Annotated in this window: 19 protein-coding genes; 12 read left to right on the top strand and 7 right to left on the bottom strand. The window is 70.9% G+C overall.

The genetic code is table 11. The features are described from left to right. The first annotated feature begins 5 nt into the window (after window positions 1-5). The 9 genes from murG (at window position 6) to AB0F17_RS09425 (ending at window position 10,598) form a co-directional block, all read left to right on the top strand. Window positions 6-1,082 (top strand): undecaprenyldiphospho-muramoylpentapeptide beta-N-acetylglucosaminyltransferase, encoded by a 1,077-nt coding sequence (murG, locus tag AB0F17_RS09465; RefSeq protein WP_358018901.1) that lies wholly within the window; start codon window positions 6-8, stop codon window positions 1,080-1,082. Further along, window positions 1,079-2,479 carry a UDP-N-acetylmuramate--L-alanine ligase gene (gene murC, locus AB0F17_RS09460; protein WP_358018898.1) on the top strand — a complete coding sequence of 467 codons (1,401 nt, stop codon included), beginning with the start codon at window positions 1,079-1,081 and terminating at the stop codon, window positions 2,477-2,479. Before murG ends, murC begins: the two co-directional genes overlap by 4 nt. 178 nt (window positions 2,480-2,657) lie before the next feature. After that, window positions 2,658-3,320, top strand: coding sequence for an FtsQ-type POTRA domain-containing protein (locus AB0F17_RS09455; protein ID WP_358018895.1), 663 nt, complete (start codon window positions 2,658-2,660; stop codon window positions 3,318-3,320). Between the two features lie 446 nt (window positions 3,321-3,766). After that, window positions 3,767-5,179 (top strand): cell division protein FtsZ, encoded by a 1,413-nt coding sequence (gene ftsZ / locus AB0F17_RS09450; RefSeq protein ID WP_358018892.1) that lies wholly within the window; start codon window positions 3,767-3,769, stop codon window positions 5,177-5,179. A 318-nt stretch (window positions 5,180-5,497) separates the two neighbouring features. Then, the gene (locus AB0F17_RS09445) at window positions 5,498-6,214 is read left to right on the top strand and encodes a YggS family pyridoxal phosphate-dependent enzyme (RefSeq protein WP_358018889.1); all 717 of its coding nucleotides are present in this window, start codon (window positions 5,498-5,500) and stop codon (window positions 6,212-6,214) included. Window positions 6,215-6,356: 142 nt separating this feature from the next. Next, the gene (gene sepF / locus AB0F17_RS09440; protein ID WP_358018886.1) at window positions 6,357-6,857 is read left to right on the top strand and encodes a cell division protein SepF; all 501 of its coding nucleotides are present in this window, start codon (window positions 6,357-6,359) and stop codon (window positions 6,855-6,857) included. Between the two features lie 80 nt (window positions 6,858-6,937). Further along, window positions 6,938-7,231 carry a YggT family protein gene (locus AB0F17_RS09435; RefSeq protein ID WP_214637662.1) on the top strand — a complete coding sequence of 98 codons (294 nt, stop codon included), beginning with the start codon at window positions 6,938-6,940 and terminating at the stop codon, window positions 7,229-7,231. A gap of 107 nt (window positions 7,232-7,338) precedes the next feature. Then, window positions 7,339-8,211 (top strand): DivIVA domain-containing protein, encoded by an 873-nt coding sequence (locus AB0F17_RS09430; protein WP_358018883.1) that lies wholly within the window; start codon window positions 7,339-7,341, stop codon window positions 8,209-8,211. Between the two features lie 41 nt (window positions 8,212-8,252). Beyond that, window positions 8,253-10,598 carry a hypothetical protein gene (locus AB0F17_RS09425; protein WP_358018881.1) on the top strand — a complete coding sequence of 782 codons (2,346 nt, stop codon included), beginning with the start codon at window positions 8,253-8,255 and terminating at the stop codon, window positions 10,596-10,598. Between the two features lie 137 nt (window positions 10,599-10,735). Here AB0F17_RS09425 and ileS read toward each other — a convergent pair whose 3' ends face one another. Further along, window positions 10,736-13,882 carry an isoleucine--tRNA ligase gene (gene ileS, locus AB0F17_RS09420; protein WP_358018878.1) on the bottom strand — a complete coding sequence of 1,049 codons (3,147 nt, stop codon included), beginning with the start codon at window positions 13,880-13,882 and terminating at the stop codon, window positions 10,736-10,738. A gap of 439 nt (window positions 13,883-14,321) precedes the next feature. Here ileS and AB0F17_RS09415 point away from each other — a divergent pair, with 439 nt between their 5' ends. From AB0F17_RS09415 to AB0F17_RS09405, 3 genes are read left to right on the top strand one after another with little or no spacing between them, the layout of a single operon-like run. Then, window positions 14,322-14,711 (top strand): TraR/DksA C4-type zinc finger protein, encoded by a 390-nt coding sequence (locus AB0F17_RS09415; protein ID WP_358018875.1) that lies wholly within the window; start codon window positions 14,322-14,324, stop codon window positions 14,709-14,711. After that, entirely contained in the window at window positions 14,675-15,253 is a 579-nt protein-coding gene (lspA, locus tag AB0F17_RS09410; RefSeq protein WP_358018872.1) for a signal peptidase II, read from the top strand. Before AB0F17_RS09415 ends, lspA begins: the two co-directional genes overlap by 37 nt. After that, window positions 15,246-16,175: an RluA family pseudouridine synthase gene (locus AB0F17_RS09405; RefSeq protein WP_358018870.1), complete on the top strand. Its 930-nt coding sequence runs from the start codon at window positions 15,246-15,248 to the stop codon at window positions 16,173-16,175. Before lspA ends, AB0F17_RS09405 begins: the two co-directional genes overlap by 8 nt. A gap of 8 nt (window positions 16,176-16,183) precedes the next feature. Here AB0F17_RS09405 and AB0F17_RS09400 read toward each other — a convergent pair whose 3' ends face one another. From AB0F17_RS09400 to AB0F17_RS09375, 6 genes are read right to left on the bottom strand one after another with little or no spacing between them, the layout of a single operon-like run. Then, complete coding sequence (locus AB0F17_RS09400) at window positions 16,184-17,533, bottom strand: protein kinase (protein ID WP_358018868.1); 1,350 nt, start codon at window positions 17,531-17,533, stop codon at window positions 16,184-16,186. Between the two features lie 10 nt (window positions 17,534-17,543). Continuing rightward, a complete protein-coding gene (locus AB0F17_RS09395) occupies window positions 17,544-17,855 on the bottom strand; it encodes an AzlD domain-containing protein (RefSeq protein ID WP_358018866.1) in 312 nt (103 codons plus the stop codon). After that, window positions 17,852-18,514 carry an AzlC family ABC transporter permease gene (locus AB0F17_RS09390; RefSeq protein ID WP_358018863.1) on the bottom strand — a complete coding sequence of 221 codons (663 nt, stop codon included), beginning with the start codon at window positions 18,512-18,514 and terminating at the stop codon, window positions 17,852-17,854. Before AB0F17_RS09390 ends, AB0F17_RS09395 begins: the two co-directional genes overlap by 4 nt. A gap of 11 nt (window positions 18,515-18,525) precedes the next feature. Further along, window positions 18,526-19,371, bottom strand: a complete 846-nt coding sequence (locus AB0F17_RS09385; RefSeq protein ID WP_358018861.1) for an AraC family transcriptional regulator — start codon at window positions 19,369-19,371, stop codon at window positions 18,526-18,528. Between the two features lie 5 nt (window positions 19,372-19,376). Beyond that, window positions 19,377-20,990, bottom strand: a complete 1,614-nt coding sequence (locus tag AB0F17_RS09380) for a serine/threonine-protein kinase (RefSeq protein ID WP_358018858.1) — start codon at window positions 20,988-20,990, stop codon at window positions 19,377-19,379. 9 nt (window positions 20,991-20,999) lie between these two features. Then, window positions 21,000-22,721, bottom strand: a complete 1,722-nt coding sequence (locus tag AB0F17_RS09375; protein WP_358018855.1) for a serine/threonine-protein kinase — start codon at window positions 22,719-22,721, stop codon at window positions 21,000-21,002. Window positions 22,722-22,972 lie beyond the last annotated feature (251 nt).

Below are 22,972 nucleotides of genomic sequence, written 5' to 3'. Positions count from 1 at the left end.
CCGACATGAGGGTGGTCCTCGCCGGTGGCGGGACGGCCGGGCACATCGAGCCGGCTCTCGCCCTTGCGGACGCGCTGCGCCATCTTGACCAGCGCATCGGCATAACCTGCGTGGGCACCGAACGCGGGCTCGAAACCCGTCTGGTCCCGGCCAGAGGATACGAGCTCGAGCTGGTGCCGGCCGTGCCGCTGCCGAGGGCGATCACGCCGCGGCTGCTGACCGTGCCCGGACGGCTGGCCGGGGCGGTCAACGCGGTGGCGGCGATACTCGACCGGGTCCAGGCCGACGTCCTGGTGGGCTTCGGCGGCTACGTGGCGACCCCCGCCTACCTGGCGGCCAAGCGGCGCGGCCTGCCGATCGTGGTACACGAGGCCAACCCGCGGCCCGGCCTGGCCAACCGGCTGGGCGCCCGGCTCACCGACCACGTCTTCACCGGCTTCCCCGATCACGTGCTGGGCAAGGCCGAATACATCGGCACCCCGCTGCGCCGCGAGATCGTCTCGCTCGACCGGCTGTCGATGGGCGACAAGGCGCGCTCCTGGTTCGGGCTGCAGACCGACCGGCCCACGCTGCTGGTGTTCGGCGGCTCCCAGGGGGCCAGGTCGCTCAACGAGGCCGCGCTGGCCGCCGCGCCCATCCTGCGCTCGGCGGGGGTGCAGGTGCTGCACGTGATCGGCCCCAAGAACACCGTCGAGCGCGAGCCGCCGCCGGGTGACCCCCAATACGTCCTGCTGCCCTACGTCGATCGCATGGATCTCGCGTACGCGGCCGCGGACTTCGCCTTGTGCCGCAGCGGCGCGCTGACCTGCGCCGAGCTCACGGCGGTCGGGCTGCCCGCCGCCTATGTGCCGTTGCCGCACGGCAACGGCGAGCAGCGGATCAACGCCGAGCGCATCGCCGCGGGCGGCGGTGGGTTCGTGGTCGGCGACGCCGACCTGTCATCTGATTGGATCGTCCGCAACGTCCTTCCGGTGCTCCACAGTCCCGAGCGGGTCGTGGCCCTGTCGGAGGCCGCCTCCAGACTCGGGCGGAAGGACGCCGATATCATTCTGGCCAGGAAAGTGTTGGAGATAGCCCGATGAGTCTCGTCAAACTGGTCGATCCCGTCGCCGCAGAAGAGCTGGGGCGCGTGCACTTCATCGGCATCGGTGGCGCGGGGATGTCAGGGATCGCCCGCATCCTGCTCAAGCGCGGGGTGCGCGTGTCCGGCAGTGACGCCCGCAGCACCGAGCAGGTGAGCGAGCTGCGCGAGCTGGGTGCGATCGTGCACATCGGCCACGCCGCCTCCCACATCAGGGACGTCGACACCGTGGTGGTGTCCACCGCGATCCGCGACTCCAACCCCGAGCTGGGCGAGGCGCTCAAGCAGGGGCTGCGGATCATCCCGCGGGCCGCCGCGCTCGCCTCCGTGATGGCCGGGCGCACCGGCGTCGCCGTCGCGGGCACCCACGGCAAGACCACCACCGCCTCGATGCTGACCGTGGCGCTGGAGAAGTGCGGCGCCGACCCGTCCTACTGCGTGGGCGGCCAGCTCGTCACCACCGGGCTGGGGGCCGACGAGGGGTCGGGCGAGGTGTTCATCGCCGAGGCCGACGAGAGCGACGGCTCGTTCCTCATGCTGGCGCCCGACATCGCCGTGGTGACCAACGTCGAGGCCGACCACCTCGACAACTACGGCGATCCGCGGGCCGTGCACGACAGCTTCGCCCGCTTCGCCGAGCGCATCGGGTCGCTGCTGATCGTCTGCGCCGACGACCCCGGCGCGGCGGAGCTCGCCGACGTGGCGCGGGCGCGCGGCCTCAAGGTCATCACGTACGGCGAGACGGGCGACTACCGCGTGAGCGATGTCCGGCCCGACGGGTTCGGCACTACGTTCACCATCGAGGGCATGGGCGAGGTCAGGCTGGCCGTCCCCGGGGCGCACAACGCGCTCAACGCCACCGCCGTGGTCGCCGTGGCCGTGGCGCTGGGGCTGCCGTTCGAGGAGATCAGAGACGGGCTGGCGACCTTCACCGGGGCCAAGCGGCGCTTCGAGGCCAAGGGCGAGGCGGCCGGGGTCGCGGTGTTCGACAGCTACGCCCACCACCCGACCGAGCTGGCCGCCGACCTGCGGGCCGCGCGTGACGTGGTGGCCTCCTACTCGGGCAGCGGGCGGGTCATCGCGGTCTTCCAGCCGCATCTCTACTCGCGCACCAGGTTCTTCGCCGACGAGTTCGGGACGGCGCTCGGGCTGGCCGACGAGGCGATCGTGCTCGACGTCTACGGGGCCCGTGAGGACCCCGAGCCCGGCGTCTCGGGCGCCATGGTGGCGGGCCGCGTGCGGCTGCCCGCCTCGCAGGTGGTCTACGCTCCGGACCGCGCCTCCGTGCCGGCCCTGGTGGCGGGCCGGGCCCGGGATGGCGACATCGTGCTGACGATGGGGGCGGGCGACGTGACGGAGCTGGGCCCGCAGATCCTCGCGGAGCTCTCCGCCGGATGACACCGCGGTCCCTCAGGGTCCGTGCTCCCGCCCGGCCGGTGGCCCGTGTGCGGCCGGCCGGTGGGTGGTCGGCCCGGTGGTGGTTCTGGCGTGGCGCCGTCGGTGGTGGCCGTGGGCGGCGTAGGTTCGGTGGCGCACGGCGTGTCGGTTGCGCGAGGCGGGTGACCTTGGGAGGGCGATGAAGGCGCGCGACGCTTTCCTGGCACTGCTGACCGCCGGAGTGGTCGGCACCGCCGCCTGGCTGGTGTTCTTCTCACCTGTGCTCGGCGTACGTTCGATCGACATCGTGGGAAATGTCACAGTGCCTGCTGAGCGCATCGAACAGCAGGCCGGAGTGCCCCAGCTGCACCCGCTGGCCACCGTCGACCTCGCCGGGGTGGAGGGCCGCGTGATGAAGATCAGGCAGCTCGCCTCGGCCAAGGTCGACCGGGTCTGGCCGGGCACGCTGAGGATCGAGGTGGTCGAGCGCGAGCCGGTCGCCGCGGTCACGGCCGGGGGGAAGGCGGCGCTGATCGACAAGACGGGCGTCGTCATCGAGATCAAGGACATGGTCCCGCCCGGCCTGCCGACGCTCAAGCTGGACCGCCCGGCCGCCGGAGACCCCACGACCATGGCCGCGCTCCAGGTGATCCAGTCGCTGCCCGACGATCTCGCCGCCAAGGTACGTCTGGTCCGCGCCTCCTCACCCGAGGGCGTGTCGCTGGAGCTCTCCGACGGCCGCAGCGTGGTCTGGGGCGGGTCCGACCGGGGCGCGGACAAGGCCCGCATCCTGGCGACGCTCCTGCGGCGCAAGGCCGACGTCTATGACGTGAGCTCACCCGACGTGGTGACGCTCAAGTGAGCCCGGCTCCAGCGCCGTCACGGGAGCCGCTGGGGCCGAGGCCGGGTTTCGCCACCGGCGTGATCCGCGGGTGGGGTTGGGGCGTCCTAGGGGACATGCGTCGCATAAAGGGCGACGCGCCCGTCAAAGTGCGCCAAACGTGCCGCCGGACGATGGCCGAGCCTGTCCGGGATGGGGGTCCCGGCGTGAGAGCCTTAACACGGCGCGTGGCAGAGGAGGACCCGACCAGGCGTGACGACGGAGCGAAACGGACAGCCCGCGACACGCCGGACGTGCTTGCGGCGCGGTTAGTTGACCCGCCTGGAGCGTAACTCCTACTGTCCGTATCAATCCTCAGGTTGACATAAATCTGAATCTCAACTTGAGGTTGAGAGTTAACGAAGCAAGCGAACGCGGAGACGATCCGCACCGAAATGGCAAGTCAACGAGCGGAAAGGCCCCTCGTCGTGGCAGCACCGCAGAACTACCTCGCGGTCATCAAGGTCGTCGGCATTGGCGGCGGCGGAGTGAACGCCGTCAACCGGATGATCGAGGAGGGACTCAAGGGCGTCGAGTTCATCGCGATAAACACCGACGCCCAGGCGCTGCTGATGAGTGACGCCGACGTCAAACTCGACGTGGGCCGTGAGCTCACGCGCGGGCTGGGTGCCGGCGCCAACCCCGATGTGGGGCGCAAGGCGGCCGAAGACCATCGTGAGGAGATCGAGGAGGTCCTCAAGGGGGCCGACATGGTCTTCGTGACCGCGGGCGAGGGAGGCGGCACCGGCACCGGCGGCGCGCCCGTCGTGGCGAACATCGCCAGATCGCTCGGCGCGCTCACGATAGGAGTAGTGACCCGGCCGTTCAGCTTCGAGGGCCGCCGCAGGGCCTCCCAGGCCGAGGCCGGGATCGAGACCCTGCGCGACGAGGTCGACACCCTGATAGTGATTCCCAACGACCGGTTGCTGTCGATCTCCGACCGGCAGGTGAGCGTGCTCGACGCGTTCAAGGCGGCCGACCAGGTGCTGCTGTCCGGTGTGCAGGGCATCACCGATCTGATCACCACGCCCGGCTTGATCAACCTCGACTTCGCCGACGTCAAGTCGGTCATGTCCGGCGCGGGTTCGGCGCTGATGGGCATCGGCCACGCGCGCGGTGACGACCGCTCGGTCGCCGCGGCCGAGATGGCGGTCTCCAGCCCGCTGCTGGAGGCCAGCATCGACGGCGCTCACGGCGTGCTGCTGTCGATCGCCGGCGGCTCCGACCTCGGCCTGTTCGAGATCAACGAGGCCGCCCAGCTCGTGTCGATGGCGGCCGCGCTCGACGCCAACATCATCTTCGGTACGGTCATCGACGACGCGCTCGGCGACGAGGTGCGGGTCACCGTGATCGCCGCCGGGTTCGACGACGTGCCGCCGCCGGTGGAGAAGCCGCTGCCGCGTCCGCAGAGCCGGCCGGCCGCCGCGCCCGCGGCCCCGCCCGTGTCGTCGCCGGTACGGCCCAGCGTGCCCAGCGTGAAGGCCGAGCCCGCGCCGCAGCGGTTCGACCCGCGCCCCGAGGCCCGTCCCGAACCGCGTCCCGACTTCAGGCCGGAGCCCCGCGCCGACCTCCACCCCGAACCGCCTCGCCCGGACCACCGGTCCGACTTCCGAGCCGACCATCGGCCCGAGCCGGTGCGCCCGGTGGAGAACACGCCCGAGCCGGTCCACGAGGCGATCGCCGACGAGCCCTCCGGCCCCGTCTCGATCCCTCGCCCCACGCCCGAGCCCACCAATCCGCCCACGCCCATCACCTCCCGCATGTCGGAGCCCGCCAAACGCCGTCCGGTGGTTTTCGAAGAGCAGGAGGAGGAGCTCGACGTCCCCGACTTCCTCAAGTAGCCCGACTCTCCGCCGCTCCTTCCTCACCGGCCTTCACGGGCCTCACCGGGGGAATGGAGCGGCGCAGCCGCGTTCGGGGCCGGTTCGGGGAGTCGCTCATCGCGTCGGCCCGGGGTGCCGGAGTGATCGAACTCACGTACCTCGTCACGGCGGCTGGCCCCGTGCGGGGTCAGCGGCCGTCTTCCTGGAGGCCCCCGGCCCCGTGCGGCGGGTGGGGCCCACCGGGCTTGCCGTACTGGAAAGAAGAGTGCCGCACCACACGGGAGGCGCGCCTGCGGCACAGAGACACACGAGCCGAACGAAGAGGTGGACGTGAGCGTGAGTGCGGACCAGAGACGGCGGACGCGGCGGGATGAGATCGCGGCCGCGCTGGCGGAGGTGCAGGAGCGGATCGGCGAGGCGTGCCGGGCGGCCGGGCGTGATCGCGCCGAGGTCACCCTGATCGCCGTGACCAAGACCTACCCCGCCTCCGACGTCCGCCTCCTGTGCGAGCTCGGCGTCCGCGAGGTCGGCGAGAACCGCGACCAGGAGGCCGCCCCCAAGGCGCGCGAATGCCAGGACCTGCCGCTGACCTGGCACTTCGTCGGCCAGTTGCAGACCAACAAGGTCCGTTCCGTGGTCTCCTACGCCGACGTGATCCATTCGGTCGACCGGGCCCGGCTGGTCGAGGTGATCAGCCGCGAGGCCGGCAAGCAGGGGCGCCAGGTCGGCTGCCTCGTACAGGTGGCGCTCGACGACGACCCGGCCAGAGGCGGCGCCAGGACCGCGGACGTGCCCGAGCTCGCCGACCTGATCGCCGCGGCTCCGCACCTGTGGCTGGGCGGGGTGATGGCCGTGGCGCCGCTGGGCGAGGAGCCGGGCAAGGCGTTCGCCCGGCTGCGAGAGTTGGCCGCCGCCGTACGGGAGCGCCACCCCCATGCCACGATGCTGTCGGCGGGCATGAGCGATGACCTCGGCGCGGCCGTCGCGCATGGCGCGACACACGTTCGGGTCGGTACGGCGTTGCTCGGTCGTCGCAAGCCCTTCGTCAGGTAATGTCCCGTCAAGTGGGTCTTACAGGCCCGCCACTACCCAGTAGAGGTCGATCAGCGGTGAGCTCCAAGGGGGTACGGCTGCCGCCTCGGACCCGGCGACAGGCCCGAGCGAGTGCGACCATGAGCAGGAGGACGACGTAGCGATGGCCGGCGCGATGCGCAAGATGGCGGTCTACCTCGGTCTCGTGGAGGACGACCGCTACGAGAGGTACGAGACCTACCCGGACGAGTACGCCTACGAGGATGAGCCCCCGCGAACCGGCGAGGAGCGGGCCGTAGCGGTCCAGGACCGCGACGATGAGCCCGATGCAGGGGTCCCCGCGCCGAGGCCATCCACGACCGTCCTGGAGCGCCGTACGACCGATCTGGCGCGCATCACCACGCTCCATCCCCGGACCTACAACGAGGCCCGGACGATCGGCGAGCACTTCCGCGACGGCACCCCGGTCATCATGAACCTGACCGAGATGGTTGACAGCGACGCAAAACGCCTGGTCGATTTCGCGGCAGGTCTGGTCTTTGGCCTACATGGCAGCATTGAACGTGTTACCAACAAGGTGTTCCTGTTGTCCCCAGCCAATGTCGAGGTGACCGCCGAGGACAAGGCTCGAATCGCGGAACGCGGGTTCTTCAACCAGAGTTAGAGTCTCTGTATGTCTATCGCACCCAACCCGGTCTCACCGAGGCCGGGCGGGCGCATCAGAAGTGGAGGCGCGGCCAGGCCGTGGGGATCGTAAGTCAGATCTTGGTCGTAGTCCTGTCTCTGTATCTGGTGCTGCTCATCGGCAGGATGATCTTTGAGACGGTTCAGGCGTTCGCCAGGCAGTGGCGCCCCTCGGGCGTCGTGCTGGTGCTTGCCGAGGCCACATACACCGCAACCGACCCACCTCTCAAGTTCCTCCGCCGTTTCATTCCCCCGCTCCGGTTGGGTACGGTGGCCTTTGACCTAAGCTTCACTGTCCTCTTCATCGTTGTTCTGATCTTGATCCAGATCGTTGGATCACTGGGCGCGCGGTGACGGAGGGCCGTGTTCCCCCGGTCGTGATCCAACTCGTGTCCGCGCTGAAGTGATTCGGGTTAACCGTCCCTCCGGACAGACTCCAAGCGCGCCAAGGAGACCAAAAGATGCCGCTGACGCCCGCTGATGTGCGGAACAAGCAGTTCAGTACCACCCGGCTACGGCCGGGCTACGACGAGGAAGAGGTCGACGCCTTCCTCGACGAAGTCGAGGCTGAGCTTGACCGCCTGATCCAAGAGAACGAGGAGCTCCGCGCGAAGCTGGCCGAGTGCCTGCGCGGGAAGGTGCCCGGGGGCATGAGCATGCCCATGGCCTCCGCGCCGGTGCAGGAGCAGCCGAAGCCGGAGATGATGGCGCCGCCGCAGCCGGAGCCCATGCGGGCCCCCGAGCCGCAGCAGCAGCCCCAGCCGGTCCCCGTCATGAACATGCCTCCGGCCGAGGACAACATGGACACCGCGGCCCGCGTGCTCGCGCTGGCCCAGCAGACCGCCGACCAGGCGATCTCCGACGCCCGCCGCGAGGCGGACGAGACCGTCACCCGCGCCCGCCGCGAGGCCGACGAGATCCTGACCAAGGCTCGCCGCCAGGCCGAGCAGGTCATCGGCGACGCCCGCGCCCGCGCCGAGACGCTCGAGCGCGACGCGCAGGAGCGTCACCGTCAGGCCATGGGTTCCCTCGTCCAGACCCGCGACGAGCTGGAGCGCAAGGTCGAGGAGCTGCGCAGCTTCGAGCGCGAATACCGCAGCCGCCTCAAGCTCTACCTGGAGAACCAGCTCGCCGAGCTGAACGTCTCCGCGGAAGGCAGCGGTGGCTTCCCCGTCATGACGGGCGGCGGTCCTTCGGCGGTTGCTCCGGCCATGTCGCACGCGGTGCCTCAGGGTGGTCAGCAGCCTCTGCCCGGTGGTCCCAACCCCTTCGGCGGTGAATCCCCGCAGGGCGCTTTCCCCGGCGGTGACGGTCCGCACAACGACCGCCGGTAAAGTAGCGGGTCAACTGGACCCGTCACTCGAAAGAGCCCTTTGTGATCCTAATCAGTGCTGGTTTGGTGCTCGCGGCGGTTGTTCTGCTGATCGCGGGCTTCGTTCTGGCAAAGCCGTTCCTGATCATGTGGTCCATCGTGGTCAGCGTGCTGTCCGCGCTGTTCCTGGTGATCGGGGCGCTGCTGCGGCGTCACGAGCTGTTTCCCGGTGGTGGGCGGGCCGCTGCGCCGGCCACCCCGCCGGTGGGGCTCACGCCTGTCGGCCTGCCGCACGGCCAGACCCAGCAGGGCCCCATGGGTGCCCCCCTGGGAGCGCCGCCGTCGCCGCGTCCACCGACGCTCCAGCAGACGGTCACCGCACCGGCGCAACGCCGTCCCGCGGTGCGCGGCATCTCCCCGGACGCGCTGGTCCTGGTGATCCCCGGGCGCAAGCGCTACCACGTCCCGGGTTGCCGCCAGCTGATCGGACGGGATCAAGAGGAGCTCACGTACGAGGAGGCGCGCGAGGAGGGCTTCACGCCCTGCACGGCGTGCCTGCCGGACGCAGCGCTCGGCGGACGGCAGCTGCCGCCTGCCGCCGGCCCCGAGCCCGCTGCCACCCCCAAGCCCGGCGGCCCTGAGCCCGCCGTCACCCCCAAGCCCGGCTCCGAGCCTTCGCCGGCTCCCAGGGTCCCCGCGGACCTCCGGGCCGAGGCGCCCGGGCCCACACGCGACCTGCGCCCCCCGGTGTCCGCCGGTGCGGCCCAGCCGAAGCCCGACTCGAAGGCTTCCACCCCCGCCCCGGACCCGGCCGAGCCGACCGGATGGTTCGCCCGCCCCCCGGCGGAGCCCGCCCCGTCGAGCGGCACGCGAAAGCCCGCCACTCCGGGGCCCGGCACGGAACCCCCGGCCGCCGACCCTTCCGCAGGCCCGAGGCTCGCCCCTTACATCACCACCATGCCGCCGTCCGGCCAGCCCGGGTCCGATCGGCCGCCGTCCGGCCCGTCCAGGGGCGACCACCCATCGTCCGGCCAGTCCGGGGCGAGTCCGTCGAGGGGCGGTCAGCCGTCGTCCGGGCAGCCCGGTTCCGGTCCGTCCAGAGGCGGCCAGCCATCGTCGAGCCGGTCCGGGGCGGGGCAGGCCACGGGCGACCAACCGTCGTCCGGTAAGCCCGGGAGCGGTAAGCCCGGGAGCGGTAAGCCCGAGGCGCCCGGCAAGCCTGGAGCCGGTGGGTCCGGAGAGCGTCCGTCGGCTTTCGCCGCAGGGACTCGAGACCAGAGCCGTGGCGGCCCGGACCGTGGTGCCTCCGAGCGCGCTGGTCAGGACCGTGGAGCCGCTGAGCGTGCTGGTCGGGATCGTGATGCCGCCCCGGACCTCGATGACTCGGGGCCTGCGACGGCGCCTCAGCGTGCCATACAGCCGGGCGATGCCGCACCGGAGCGTTCCGCATCGGGCAAGGCCGGTCGGCCCCAGTCGTCGGGCCCGTCCGAGCGCCCCACCGCGGTGCCCGAGCGTCCCGCCTCGTCGGCCGAGTCGGCTGCCAAGCCTCAGGGCCCTCTGCCTAAGGGGCCGAGCGCGTCCGGCAAGCCCCAGCGGCCCGAGTCCGGCAGCGGGGCTGGCGGGCCTGGTAGTGGGGCTGGCGGGTCCGGTAGTGGGGCTAGCGGGCCCGGTAGTGGTCCGCAGGAAACCGGTGCCAAAGCTGGCAGGCCCGAAGGAGCCAAGCCTGGCAGGCCCGAATCGGGTTCGCAGGCGGCCAAGCCCGAGCGTCCCGGGGCCGGGGGCGCGGCGTCCGGGGCCAAGGGAGAGCGGTCCGAATCGGTGGGCGGGACCGTGATCATGCCCGTGCAGTCCGGACCCGCCTCCGGGGCGACGTCCAGGCCAGAGCGCGCCGAGCCTACGAGCGGGGCGCGCCCGTCCGGGGCGAAGCCCGCTGCGGGTGTTACGTCTGCGGAGAGCACGTCCGCCGAAAGCGCCAAGGCGGCTGAGAGTGCCAAGGCGGCTGAAAGCCCTAAGGCGGCTGAGAGTGCCAAGGCGGCTGAAAGCGCCAAAGCGGCCGAGAGCGCCAAGGCAGCGGCCAGAACGTCTGAGCCCGCGCCCGCCAAGCCGGACAGTGCCGCTGCCAAGTCCGGCAGCGCCGCGTCCGGCGAGGAGACTCCAGGCAGGGGAGACACCGCTCCTGCCAAGGAAACGACGGCCAAGGGCAAGTCCGACGGAGAAGGCGCGGCGAAGACCGGACGGTCGGCGACCGTGAAGGTCATCGTGGGCACCCGCCGCTACCACAGCACCGCCTGCCCCCTCATCCGGGGCGCGGGCGAAACCGGCGTGGAGACCATGACGATCACACAAGCCGAGTCGGCCGGCCTGACGAGCTGCTCCGTCTGCCAGCACGAGCGCGAGTCCGTCAGCTGACCGACCGCGAGTCGGTCTGTCTGAGTGACCGGTGAGTGTGTCGGCTGCGCGACCGCGGGTTTACCGGCCCGCGCGTCCGCCGGCCGAATGGGACGCGCCCGCATGGCGCGTCCCACGACGTACGGCTCGGTCGGGTGTCAGGCGCGACGTAGTTGGAACGTCAGACCCAGGTCCGTGTCCGAGTGTGACGGCACCCCGTCCTCGACGGCCTCCGTGACGGTCGTGGCGAGTACCTCGTCCGCCACCACCTGCCACCCCGACCGCAGCGCCTGCGCCACGGCGGGGTCGGAGGCCGACCACCACAGGGAGATGCGGTCGGTGATGGCCAGGCCGGTCGACTTGCGGGCCTCCTGCACCAGGCGGATGACCTCGCGCAGCAGGCCGGCCTGGCGCAGCTCGTCCGTCAGCTCCAGGTCGAGCGCCACCGTCTCGCCGGTGCCGGTGTCGACGGCGCCGGTTTCGACGGCCCAGCCGGAGCGGGGCTGCTCGGTGACGATCACGTCGTCGGGGCCGAGCGACACCGTGCCCAGTTCCGGCACCTCCACCGTGGTGGAGGCGCCGGAGCGGAGGGTGCGGGCCAGCGTGGCGGCGTCCACCGTGCCGACGGCCGCCGCCACCAGCTTGGTCTGCGAGCCGAACCGCTTGCCGAGGGCCCGGAAGTTGGGCTTGACGGTGTAGGACACGAGATCGGCGCTGAAGCCGGACATGTCCTCGAGAGCCTGGACGTTCAGCTCGTCGGCGATCAGGTCACGTAGTTCCGGCGGGAGCGCGGGCCAGCCGTGTGCGCCGACCAGGGCCCGGCCGAGTGGCTGGCGGGTCTTGACGCCCGACGCGGCGCGGGCCGAGCGGCCCAGCTCCACCAGGCGCCGTACCAGGGCCATCCGCTCCGACAGCGCGGGGTCGAGCAGGTCGTCCCGTACGGCGGGCCACGAGGCCAGGTGTACGGAGGAGGGGGCGCCGTCGGCGCGCAGCACGTCCCACAGGTAGTCGGTGACGAACGGCGCGATGGGCGCCATCAGCCGCGTGACCGTCTCCAGGCACTCGTACAGCGTCGCGAACGCGTCGGCCGACCCCTGCCAGAACCGGCGGCGCGAGCGGCGTACGTACCAGTTGGACAGATCGTCGAGGAACTCGGCCAGCCGGCGCCCGGCCCGCTGGGTGTCGAATTCGTCCAGCGCGGCCGTGACCTCGGCCACCGTCCTGTGCAGCTCCGCCAGCGCCCAGCGGTCGAGCAGCGGACGCTCGGCCGCGGGGGTCGCCTGCGCCAGGCGGTCGGGAGTCCACGACTCGGCGTTGGCGTAGAGGGTGAAGAAGGAGGCCGTGTTCCAGTACGTCAGCAGGACCTTGCGGACGATCTCCTCAAGGGCGTTGTGCCCCACGCGGCGGGCCGCCCACGGCGAGCCGCCGCAGGCCATGAACCAGCGCAGCGCGTCGGCCCCGTGCTCGTCCATCAGCGGCATGGGCTGCAGGACGTTGCCCAGGTGCTTGCTCATCTTGCGGCCGTCCTCGGCCAGGATGAGCCCGAGGCAGAGCACGTTCTCGTAGGACGACTGGCCGAACACCAGCGTGCCCACGGCCATCAGCGAGTAGAACCAGCCACGCGTCTGGTCGGTCGCCTCGCAGATGAACTGCGCCGGGTAGACGCCCTCCGGCTTGCCGCGCGCGCCCCACTGGGCGAACGGCATGGACCCGGAGTCGTACCAGGCGTCGATGACGTCGGGCACCCGGCGGGCCTCGGCCGAGCAGGACGGGCAGGGGAAGGTGACGTCGTCGACGTACGGGCGGTGCGGGTCGAGCGCGGAGACGTCGCGGCCGGCGAGCGTGCCCAGCTCCTCCATCGACCCGACGCACGTCACGTGGGACTCGTCGGCGGTGCACACCCACAGCGGCAGCGGGGTCCCCCAGTAGCGGGAGCGCGACAGCGACCAGTCGACGTTGTTGCGCAGCCACTCGCCGAACCGGCCCCACTTGATGGTGTCGGGGTACCAGTTGGTCTTGGCGTTCTCGGCCAGCATCTGGTCCTTGACCGAGGTGGTCCTGATGTACCAGGAGGGGAGCGCGTAGTAGAGCAGCGGCGTGTGGCAGCGCCAGCAGTGCGGATAGCTGTGCTCGAAGTGGCCGCCGCGGAACAGCAGGCCGCGGGCCCGCAGGTCCTCGGTCAGGCCCTCGTCGGCGTCCTTGAAGAACTGGCCGCCGACCATCGGCACGTCGTCCAGGAAGCGCCCGTCGGGGCCGATCGGGTTGACGACCGGCATGTCGTAGCGCTTGGTCACGGCCAGGTCGTCGGCGCCGAACGCCGGAGCCTGGTGGACCAGCCCGGTGCCGTCCTCGACCGTCACGTAGTCGCCGAGCACCACGTAGTGGGCGCCGGGGATGTCGACCAGCTCGAACGGCCGTGCGTAGGAGGTGTGCTCCAGCTCGCGGCCGGTGAAGCGGGCCACCTCGGTCGCGCCCTCGCCGAGCACCGACAGCAGCGGCTCGGCGACGACCAGCACCTCGCCGTCCGCCGTGCGGGCCGCTACGTAGGTCACGTCGGGGTGTACGGCCACGGCGGTGTTGGAGACCAGCGTCCACGGCGTCGTCGTCCACACCAGCAGGGCGGCGCCGAGCTCGCTCAGCGGGCCGGAGGTGACGGGCATGCGTACGTAGACCGACGGGCTGGAGACGTTCTCGTAGCCGCCGGGCTGGCCCAGCTCGTGGTCGGACAGGCCGGTGCCGCAGCGCGGGCAGTAGGGCGTGATGCGGAAGTCGCTGAACAGCAGGCCCTTGTCGAAGATGACCTTGAGCGACCACCAGACCGATTCGATATAGGACGGGTCCATGGTCCGGTAGGCGGTGGACAGGTCGATCCAGTAGCCCATCCGCTCGGTCATCTGCTCGAAGGCGTCGACGTGGCGCAGCACCGATTCGCGGCATTTGGCGTTGAACTCCGCGATGCCGTATTCCTCGATGTCCTTCTTACCGGTGAGGCCGAGCTCTCGCTCGATGCCGACCTCGACCGGCAGGCCGTGGCAGTCCCAGCCCGCCTTGCGCGGCACGCTGAAGCCGCGCATCGACTTGTAGCGGGGGAACAGGTCCTTGAACACCCGGGCCTCGACGTGGTGGACGCCGGGCAGGCCGTTGGCGGTGGGCGGGCCCTCGTAGAAGGTCCAGGAGGGGTTGCCGTCGTTCTGCTCGACGGAGCGCTCGAAGATCTTCCCGTCCCGCCAGCGGTCGAGGACCTCGCGCTCGAGCGCGGGCAGGTCGACCTGCGCGGGAAGAGGGCGGAAAGAAGGGGAAGACATCTCGGGCGGGCCTCCACGCGATCACTGGCTGACAGGTCGGCGTGAAGGGACGAAGCCCTGCGGCTCCGCGGTACCACCCTTCTTGACCTCGAGTGAGGCCCTCTTCATTGTGCTGCGGCCGGGTCTAGTGAGCTCGCGAGAGCCGTTCTTCCGGCGGCTCCGGGGTGATATCCCTCACAGTCGGGCCCCATCAACGCCTTGCAGCTTCACACGATAACGCAGAGTGGACCGCAAAGCTTCCGGCTTTGCAGGGAGCAGGTAGCGAACTCGTAAAACCCGACAAAGTTGTGGGAACGGACACGGCAGTGGAGGAGTTGAACCGGCGAGGCGGGATAGTACGGGAGAGGTAAATCGTCCGGCGGGTCGTTTGCTGTTCTGTTATGGGAGACCTAAGCTGCCCGCACCATTTACGGCCTTGGTTCAGCCTGGAGGTAGCACCATGACGCCAGTCACGCAGACCGCTACACCGCCGATGTGGTCGGAGGAGGAGCTCGCCGAGGTCCGCGGCCAGCTGCAGAGCGAGATCGACGAGCTCAACACCGACATTCTTCGCCATGAGTCGGAGATCGCCTCGGGTGACGTCACCCAGGGAGCGGGTGACGACCAGGCGGACGCGGGCGCCAAGACGTATGAGCGCGAACGCGAGATCGCCCTTACCCTGAATGCACGCGACCTGGTCGCGCAGAACGAACGTGCGATCGCCAGGATCGACGCAGGGACCTATGGAGTGTGCGAATCGTGCCACAAGCCGATCGGCAAGGAACGCCTGCAGGCCTTCCCGAGGGCGACGCTGTGCGTGACCTGCAAGCAGAGGGAGGAGCGCCGGTAGAGGGACGGCGCGGCCGCCTCTTCGCCGTTCTCGTCGTGCTGGCGGTCGTGATCTACGCGGCCGACCTGATCAGCAAGACGATCGTGCTGCGGACGCTCGAGGGCAAGGCGCCCCTGGTGGTGATCCAGGATGTGCTGCAGCTCCGGGTGATCTTCAATTCCGGTGCCGCCTTCAGCATCGGCACCGGGATGACGATCATCTTCACGTTCATCGCGGCGGGCGTCGTGGTCGCGATCCTCCGTACGGCCCGCAAGATGCGCAGCCTGCCGTGGGCGATCACGCTGGGGCTGCTGCTCGGCGGGGCGCTGGGCAACCTGACCGACCGGCTGCTGCGCTACCCCTCCGGCATCGGCAGGTCCGTCCAGTTCCAGGGGCACGTGGTCGACTGGATCGAGGTGCTGCCGGGGCACTTCCCGGTGATCGACTACTTCCCGGTGTTCAACGTGGCCGACTCGGCCATCGTGTGCGGCGGGATCCTCGCGGTCATCCTGGCCTGGCGGGGCTACCAGATCGACGGCACCAGGGAGGGCAAGCGTGGCTGACCAGCGTAGTCTGGCCGTGCCCGACGGGCTGGAGGGTGAGCGGCTCGACGCCGCGATCTCGCGGCTGTTCGGCTTCTCCCGCACCCGCGCCGCCGAGCTGATCGTCGCGGGCGAGGTGCTCGTCGACGGCCGGGCGCCCGCCAAGTCCGACCGCGTGCATGCCGGCGCCTGGCTCGACGTGACGCTCCCGCCGCCGGTCAGCATGCCGATGCCGGTCGCCGAGCCGATTCCCGGCATGGCGATCGTGTACGAGGACGACGACATCGTCGTGGTCAACAAGCCCATCGGGGTGGCCGCCCACCCGACGGTCGGCTGGACGGGACCGACCGTGATCGGCGGCCTGCTGGGCGCCGGCCACACGGTCGCCACCAGCGGCGCGGCCGAACGGCAGGGCATCGTGCACCGGCTCGACGCCAACACGACCGGCGCCATGGTCGTGGCCAAGAGCGAGAACGCCTACTCCCACCTCAAGCGCGCCTTCAAGGAGCGTACGGTCGACAAGCGCTACCACGCGCTCGTACAGGGCCATCCCGACCCGTTCAGGGGCACGGTCGACGCGCCCATCGACCGGCATCCGTCCGGTGACGGCAGGTTCGCCGTGGTCGCCGGGGGCAAGCCGTCGGTCACGCATTACGACACGATCGAGGCGTTCCGGGCGGCCTCGCTGCTCGACATCAAGCTGGAGACCGGCCGCACACACCAGATCCGGGTGCACATGGCCGCGCTGCGCCACCCGTGCGTGGGCGACCTGATGTACGGCGCCGACCCGACGATCTCCGCACGGCTGGGCATCACGCGGCAGTGGCTGCACGCGGTGTCACTCGGCTTCGAGCACCCGAGTTCGGGCGAGTGGATGTCGTTCTCCACCGACTACCCCGATGACCTGCGGAGGGCTCTCGACATCGTGCGCGACGAGTCCTGACCGGCCGCCTACTCGGCGGCGGCGTCGTCGGACGGGGGGACGTCGGCGGAGTCGGTGGCCTTCTTGGTGGTCTTGCTCTTGCTGGGCGTGGCGGAGGTCTTCTCGGTTTTCGTCGGTGTGCCGGTCGGGGCCGGGGTGGGCTCGCCGGTCCGGCCCGTGGGGGGCGGGGTGCCCTGCCGTACCGGGTTCTGGTAGGTCGTCGCGGAGGTGGTCGGCCGCGTGTTCGCGCGCGTCGGCGCGGGGGTCGGGCCCGATGGGCTGATGCTGGAGGTGCGGACCACGGCCGGGACCGTCGTCGGTGTGCGGACGCCGGCCTGCCGGTTCGTCCACCACGCCGCGCCCGCGGTCAGGACGGCGAGGGCGAGCGTGCACGCCGCCACTGCGGTCAGTGGCGGCCTGCGCCGCCTCCCGGGCACGGCTGTGGCCGGGGCCGCTTCATCCGCTGAGCCGGGCGCGGCCATCGCGTCCGCCTCGGCCGCCTCCCGCACGGGCGCCGCGGGCGGCACCGGGATGACCACCGGCGCGGTGGACTCCACGGAATCGCTGATCATGACGCGGTGCAGCCGGTGCTCGGCCTCGTCCAGCGTCATCCGCTCGGCCGGGTCCTTGCGCAGCAGCCCGAGTATGACCGGGGCCAGCATGCCCGCGCGGGCCAGCGGGGCCGGCTCGGCGTGCAGGACCGCGCCCAGCGTGGCCAGCGCGTGCGGGCGCTGGAACGGCGAGTGGCCCTCGACGGCGTAGTACAGGGTCGCGCCCAGCGCCCACAGGTCCGAGGCGACGCGTGCCTCGCCGCCCGCCGCCCGTTCGGGCGCCATGAACGCGGGTGTGCCGAGCAGTACCCCGGTCCTGGTGACGGGCGCCTCTCCCTCGGTGGTGGCGATGCCGAAGTCGGTGAGCACCGCCCGGCCGTCCTCGGTCAGCAGTACGTTGTCCGGTTTGACGTCGCGGTGCAGGACTCCGGCGGCGTGCGCGGCCCGCAGCGCCTCCAGCAGCTGCACCCCGATGTCGGCGGCGTCGGCCGGCGGCATCGGGCCGTCGTCGCGCACCAGCTCGCCCAGGGTGCGTGAGTGGATGAGCTGCATGACGATCCACGGGTGGCCGTGCTCTTCGAGGACGTCGTACACGGTGGCGACACCGGGATGAGCCACCCGCCCCGCGGCCCTGGCCTCGCGGAAGGTACGTACGCTGAACACGTCTCGCTCGGGGTCGGTCAGGTCCGGAGGGGGATGGATCTCCTTCACCGCCACGTCCCTGCCGAGCACTTCGTCGTGGGCCTGCCAGACGGTTCCCATCCCACCCTGGCCGATGGTCTTGATCAGCCGGTAACGTCCTCCGACCAGCAGCGCAGAATCGGACATGCCTCCGCGTCTACCCGATAAAGACCCGGACAAGCGCGGTGACGATTGCCGCTGTGGCCAGAATGACCAGGAATGGGGCGCGGAGCAGGAGTGCCACCACGGCCGCGCACAGCCCGGCCGTACGGGCGGGGTCGAAGCGCAGTTCGCCGTGCTCGGCGAACATCTGCACCGCGATCAGCGCGGCCAGCAGCGCCACGGGCACCAGTTCGGCGAAGCGGCGGACCCGGGGATGGTCGAGCACCCGGCGCGGCGCCGCCAGCCCGGCCAGTTTGAGCGCGTAGCACCCGGCGCACACCGCCGCGATCGCCCACCACAGCGTCATCGGACCAGCACCGCCAAGACGACGACCGCCGACAGCAGCACCGGCACGCCCGGCGGGAAGAACGGGGTGGCGCACAGCGCGACCGCCGCGCCGGCCACCGCCAGCCACCTGAGCTGGACGCTGCCCGCCAGGCGCGGCCACAGGATGGCCAGGAACGTGGCCGGGCCGACCGCGTCCAGCCCGAACATCCCCGGATCGCCGAGGAACGACGTGCCGAGCGCTCCGGCCAGCGTGGTGAGGTTCCAGGTGACGTACAGGCTGACGAACGTGGTCATGAACCCGGCGCGCGCCTCCTCCGGAGACGGCTGGGCGAGCGCGACGGCGGTGGTCTCGTCGATCACGCCCTGCGCGGCGAGCAGCCTGCGCGGGCCGCGTACCCGCAGCAGGTCGGCCAGGCGCAGCCCGTAGAGGGTGTTGCGGCCGCCCAGCAGCAGCGCGCCGGCGGCGGCCGCCACCAGGTCGCCGCCCGCGCCCACCGCACCGGCCAGGGCGAACTGCGAGGCGCCGGTGAACGCCAGCAGGCTCATCACGCACGCCTGCGCCACGCTGAGGCCCGCGGTGATCGCCGCGGCGCCGAAGGCGAGCCCGGACAGCCCCACGGCCAGGCCCACACCAAGACCATCCCGTACGGCGGCGGAACGGTGTGTTGTCTGTTCCATGCCACGTAACGCTAGGTGAGGTGGGTATCGCCAGTCTTGTACGTTCCTGCCGCACGTTGGTAGGCCGCGGGTGGAACGCCCACGATGCGCTTGAAGTGGCGGTTCAGGTGAGCCTGGTCGGTGAAGCCCACCTCGGCGGCCACCTGCGCCGGCCGTACACCCGAGTCCAGGAGGCGGCGCGCCTGGCGGATCCGCAGCGAGGTCAGGTAGGCGTGCGGCGGCAGGCCGGTCGCCGCCTTGAACGCGCGCAGCAGCGGGAACGGCCGCGCCCCGACGGTCAGCGCGAGATCGTCCAGTGACGGCGGGTCCACCAGGCTCTCGTGCAGCAGGTCCAGCGCCTCGGCGACCGCCCGTCCGCCCTCGGCGGGCAGGACGGCGGACGGGCGCGGCGTGGCGTGCCGGATCAGCAGGCGGGCGAAGAAGTCCCGCATCAGCGACTGTGCGGCCAGCGCGTCCCCGCGCTCGGCGGTCAGGTGCGCCCGGCTGAGCAGCGCCGCCACCGCCGGGTCCCGCACCACCTGCTCGGGGAAGTACGGCGTCGCGTACGGCAGGCCGAGCTCGGCCGCGAGCCCTGAGAGCGCCTCCACCGACGGGTAGAGCATCCGGTACGACCAGCCGCCCGCCATGCCGGGTTGGCCGGTGTGCACCGCGTCAGGGTTGACCAGCACCACCTCGCCCGCGCCCGCCCGGTGCAGGGTGCCCCGGTAGTCGAACTCCTCCACGCCCTGGAGGATGAGGCCGATCGCGTAGCCGTCGTGCACGTGCCGGGCGAAGCGGTGGGTGACGTAGCGGGCCTTGAGCAGGTCCACCTGGGGCACCGCCGGGTGCCGCCAGAAGAGCGCCTGTTCCTGCTCCATGGCCCTCACTCCGGCCTGAACGTCTTGACGAACTGGTCGAAGTAGTGCCGGTCCTGGACCCAGCGCACGTCGGTCGTGTCCCAGTAGAGGGCGAAGTGGCGGCCGTCGGCGGTGCGGAAGCCCCGGTTGATCACGTGGATCGGCAGGCGGCCGCGCAGCCGGGTGAACTCCCAGTCGGCGGCTGGCCGGCCGAGGTAGGTCGTGGGCTTGATGCCGATCCGCTTGTAGCCATCGAACTCGCCCTTGGCCTGGATCTCCTTCTCCAGCTCCGCCCAGCGGAGCGCGGGGTCGGTAAGGGGCTTCTCGGGGACGGTCCACTCGACGATCATCCTGCCCGGTGTGCTGGGGCCCATGATGGTGATGCTGTCCCTGGTGGGGGTCTTCTCGGCCACCCAGCTCGGGGGGAGGCCGATCGAGAAGCTCCCGGCGGAGTTGACGAGCCGGCGCCAGCCGCTGGGCAGGCGTGGCGTGGCGGGGGTGGTGGACGGGTCGGGGGTGAGGGTGGGGGAGGCCGTCGCGCGGCTGGAGGTGGGGGTGGAACTCGAGGTGGGTGCCGGGGCGGGGGTGCCCGTGGCGGGCGACTGGGAGGTGGTGACGACGTACCAGCCGCCCGTGCCCAGCGCCGCGACGGCGATCACGGCCGCGGGCACGGCCAGGAACCAGCCGCGCCGCCGGGTCTGCAGGGAAACGGTCCCCGAGGGCCCTTGCATACCAGGCCCGGTCATGTCCGACCGGGACCTGCCAGGGCCGGACATGCCCGGTCCCGGCATGCCGGGACCGGGCGTCATAGGTCCGGCGTATCCGTACAGGGCGGGCTCGGAGGCGGCGGCCCGCAGCCGGTGGGCGGCCTCGTCGGCGGACATGCGCGCGGCCGGGTCCCGCTGCAGCAGGCCCATGATCACCGGGCCCAGCACGCCCGCCCTGACCGGCTGTCCGGGCAGGTCGCGCAGCACCGCCGCGACCGTGGCCGCCCACGAGTCGCGCTTGAACGGCGGCATACCCTCGACGGCCGCGTACAGCGTCGCGCCCAGTGACCACAGATCGGACTCGGGCCGGGCGGGCTCGCCGTTGAGGCGTTCGGGCGGCATGTAGGCGGGCGTGCCCACCAGGCCCCCGGTGGCGGTCAGACCGGCCTCGGCCTCCAGCGAGGCGATGCCGAAGTCGGTGAGCACCACCCGGCCGTCGTCGGCGAGCAGCACGTTCTCGGGCTTCACGTCGCGGTGCAGCACCCCGGTCGCGTGCGCGGCCCGCAACGCGTCCAGCACCCGGCCGCCGATCACCGCGGTCTGCGCGACCGGCAGCGGCCCGTGATCGCGGATCACCTCGGCCAGCGACCGCGAGCGGATCAGCTGCATGACGATCCACGGGCGGCCGTCCTCCTCGACGACGTCGTGGATGACGATCACCGAGGGGTGGTCGAGGCGGCCCGCCGCCCTGGCCTCCCGAATGGTCCGGCGATTGAGCTCGGCCCGCTTGTCGTCACCGACGCCGGTGTAGCGGACCTCCTTGATCGCGACCGTACGGTCGAGCAGCTCGTCGTAGGCACGCCAGACCACGCCCATGCCGCCCTCGCCGAGCGGTTCGATGAGCCGGTAGCGGTTGCTGACCTGCCTTTCCACGCAGAAAGCCTACTTCGGGATGAAGGTCGCGGCGAACGTGTCGAAGAAGTGCTTGTCCTTCTTCCACCGGCTGGACAGGTTGTGCCAGTAGATCGCGTAGCCGCGGCCGTTGGCGATGAAGCCGCGGTTGCGGACTCTGGTCGGGCCGGTGTCGGTGTTCCAGGTGAAGTCCCAGTCGGCGGCGCCTTCCATGTAGTCGACCGCCTTGATACTGATCTTCTTGTAGCCGCCGAACCCGTATTTGGCGGTCCGCTCCTGGTTCTTCCAATCCTTGACGGGGTCCTTACCGGGGTGCTCCGTCATCTCGAACATGATGTACGCGTTGCTGCCCGCACCCTTGAATCGGAACGCGATCTGGTTGCTGTTGTGTTTGTACCTCTTATAGCCCTTGGGGAGCGCGACGGAGAACTTCAGCTTCTTGTTGGTGTACATCTTCCAGCCCGCCGGCACCGAGGCGGCCGGCTTGGTGGGCGTTGCCGTCGGCGCCGTTGTCGGGGACGGGGTGGACGGCGGGGCGCTGCTGGGCGGGTTCTTCGTCGGGTCGGCGTCGGCCGTCGGCTGCTTTACGGACTCCTTGGGAGATGAGGTGACGGACGCGGACTTCGTCCCGTCGTCTTCAGGGCTGCCCTTGGCCGAGTTCAGGCCGAGATAGCCGCCCAGGCCCGCCACGAGCACGACCGCGACGATCACGGCGACGATCGGGCCCCACCGGCGGCCGTCGTGCCTGACGGCGTTCCGGGTCGACGGGAGGGGCTCCCCGGCGCGGCCGCCGGTCGCCGGAGTGAGCCGTAAGCCGGTCTCGGGTACGGGGGCGTCCGGGACCACCAGGTCGGGGTCGGTTGGAGTGTCGTCCACGGGTGGGATCACCGATGTCGGCGCGGGCGCCGACATCGGGGACATCCGTGGCCGTTGCTGCGTGATGACGGCCCGCAGCAACTCGCCGGTCTCCTCGTAACCGAGGCGCTGCACCGGCTCCTTGGTCAGCAGACCGCTGATCACGCCGGACAGCGGCCCGGCATGGGGCGCCGGGTCGGGTTCGTCGGTCAGTACGGCGTGCATGGTCGCGAGCGCCATTCCGCGCTCGTGTGGCGAGCGGCCTTCCACCGCCGTGTACAGGGTCGCGCCGAGCGACCACAGGTCCGACTCGCGCCGTGCGGGCAGCCCTTTGAGCCGCTCGGGCGCGATGAACGCCGGAGTGCCCGCCAGCCCCGTCACCGTGAGCTGCGTCTCCGTCTCCAGCGTCGCGATGCCGAAGTCGGTGAGCACCACCCGGCCGTCATCGGCGAGCAGCACGTTCTCCGGCTTGACATCCCGGTGCAGGACGCCGGCCTCGTGCGCGCGTTGCAGCGCGTCGAGTACGGCCAGGCCGATCTCGGCCACCCGTTTGGGCGGCAGTGGCCCGTCCTGCTTGATCACTGCTCCCAGGGAGCGTGACTGGACGAGCTGCATAACGATCCAGGGACGACCGTCCTCTTCGATCACGTCATGTACGACGATCACGTTGGGGTGCTCGAACCTGGCCGCGGCCCTCGCCTCGCGCATCGTGCGCCGGTTCAGCAGCTGCACTTCCTCACCCAGGGCGGCGGCGTATCTGACCTCCTTGACCGCGACCGTGCGGTCGAGAAGTTCATCATGGGCTCGCCAGACGATGCCCATGCCACCCCTGCCGATGGGTTCCTGCAGCTGGTAACGACCGGCGATGCGGCGTCCGTCTCGCTTGCGATCCGACATCAACGGCCTCGTACCCTCCTCTAGGCCAAGAAATACTCCCATAGCGAGGGATCAACGGCGACTCGCCTGAAGGCTAGTCCGCTATGTGAGAAGCGGAGTCCAGCAGGTGAAGGACCGGGTGTAAGGTTCATACATGACTTGTCGCTACGTGTTTACCGTGCCGGCTCTGGGAGAGCCGGTCGGCTAGCGACCACCCGGAGTCGGCTACAGGCAGAGACGCCATCGTCTCTGCCTTTTTTGATTTCCCGCCG

Source organism: Nonomuraea sp. NPDC026600 (genome assembly GCF_040638335.1).
GTDB lineage: Bacteria > Actinomycetota > Actinomycetes > Streptosporangiales > Streptosporangiaceae > Nonomuraea.
The sequence above is the reverse complement of the archived record's forward strand: the minus strand, read 5'-3'. Positions and strand labels throughout refer to the sequence as shown.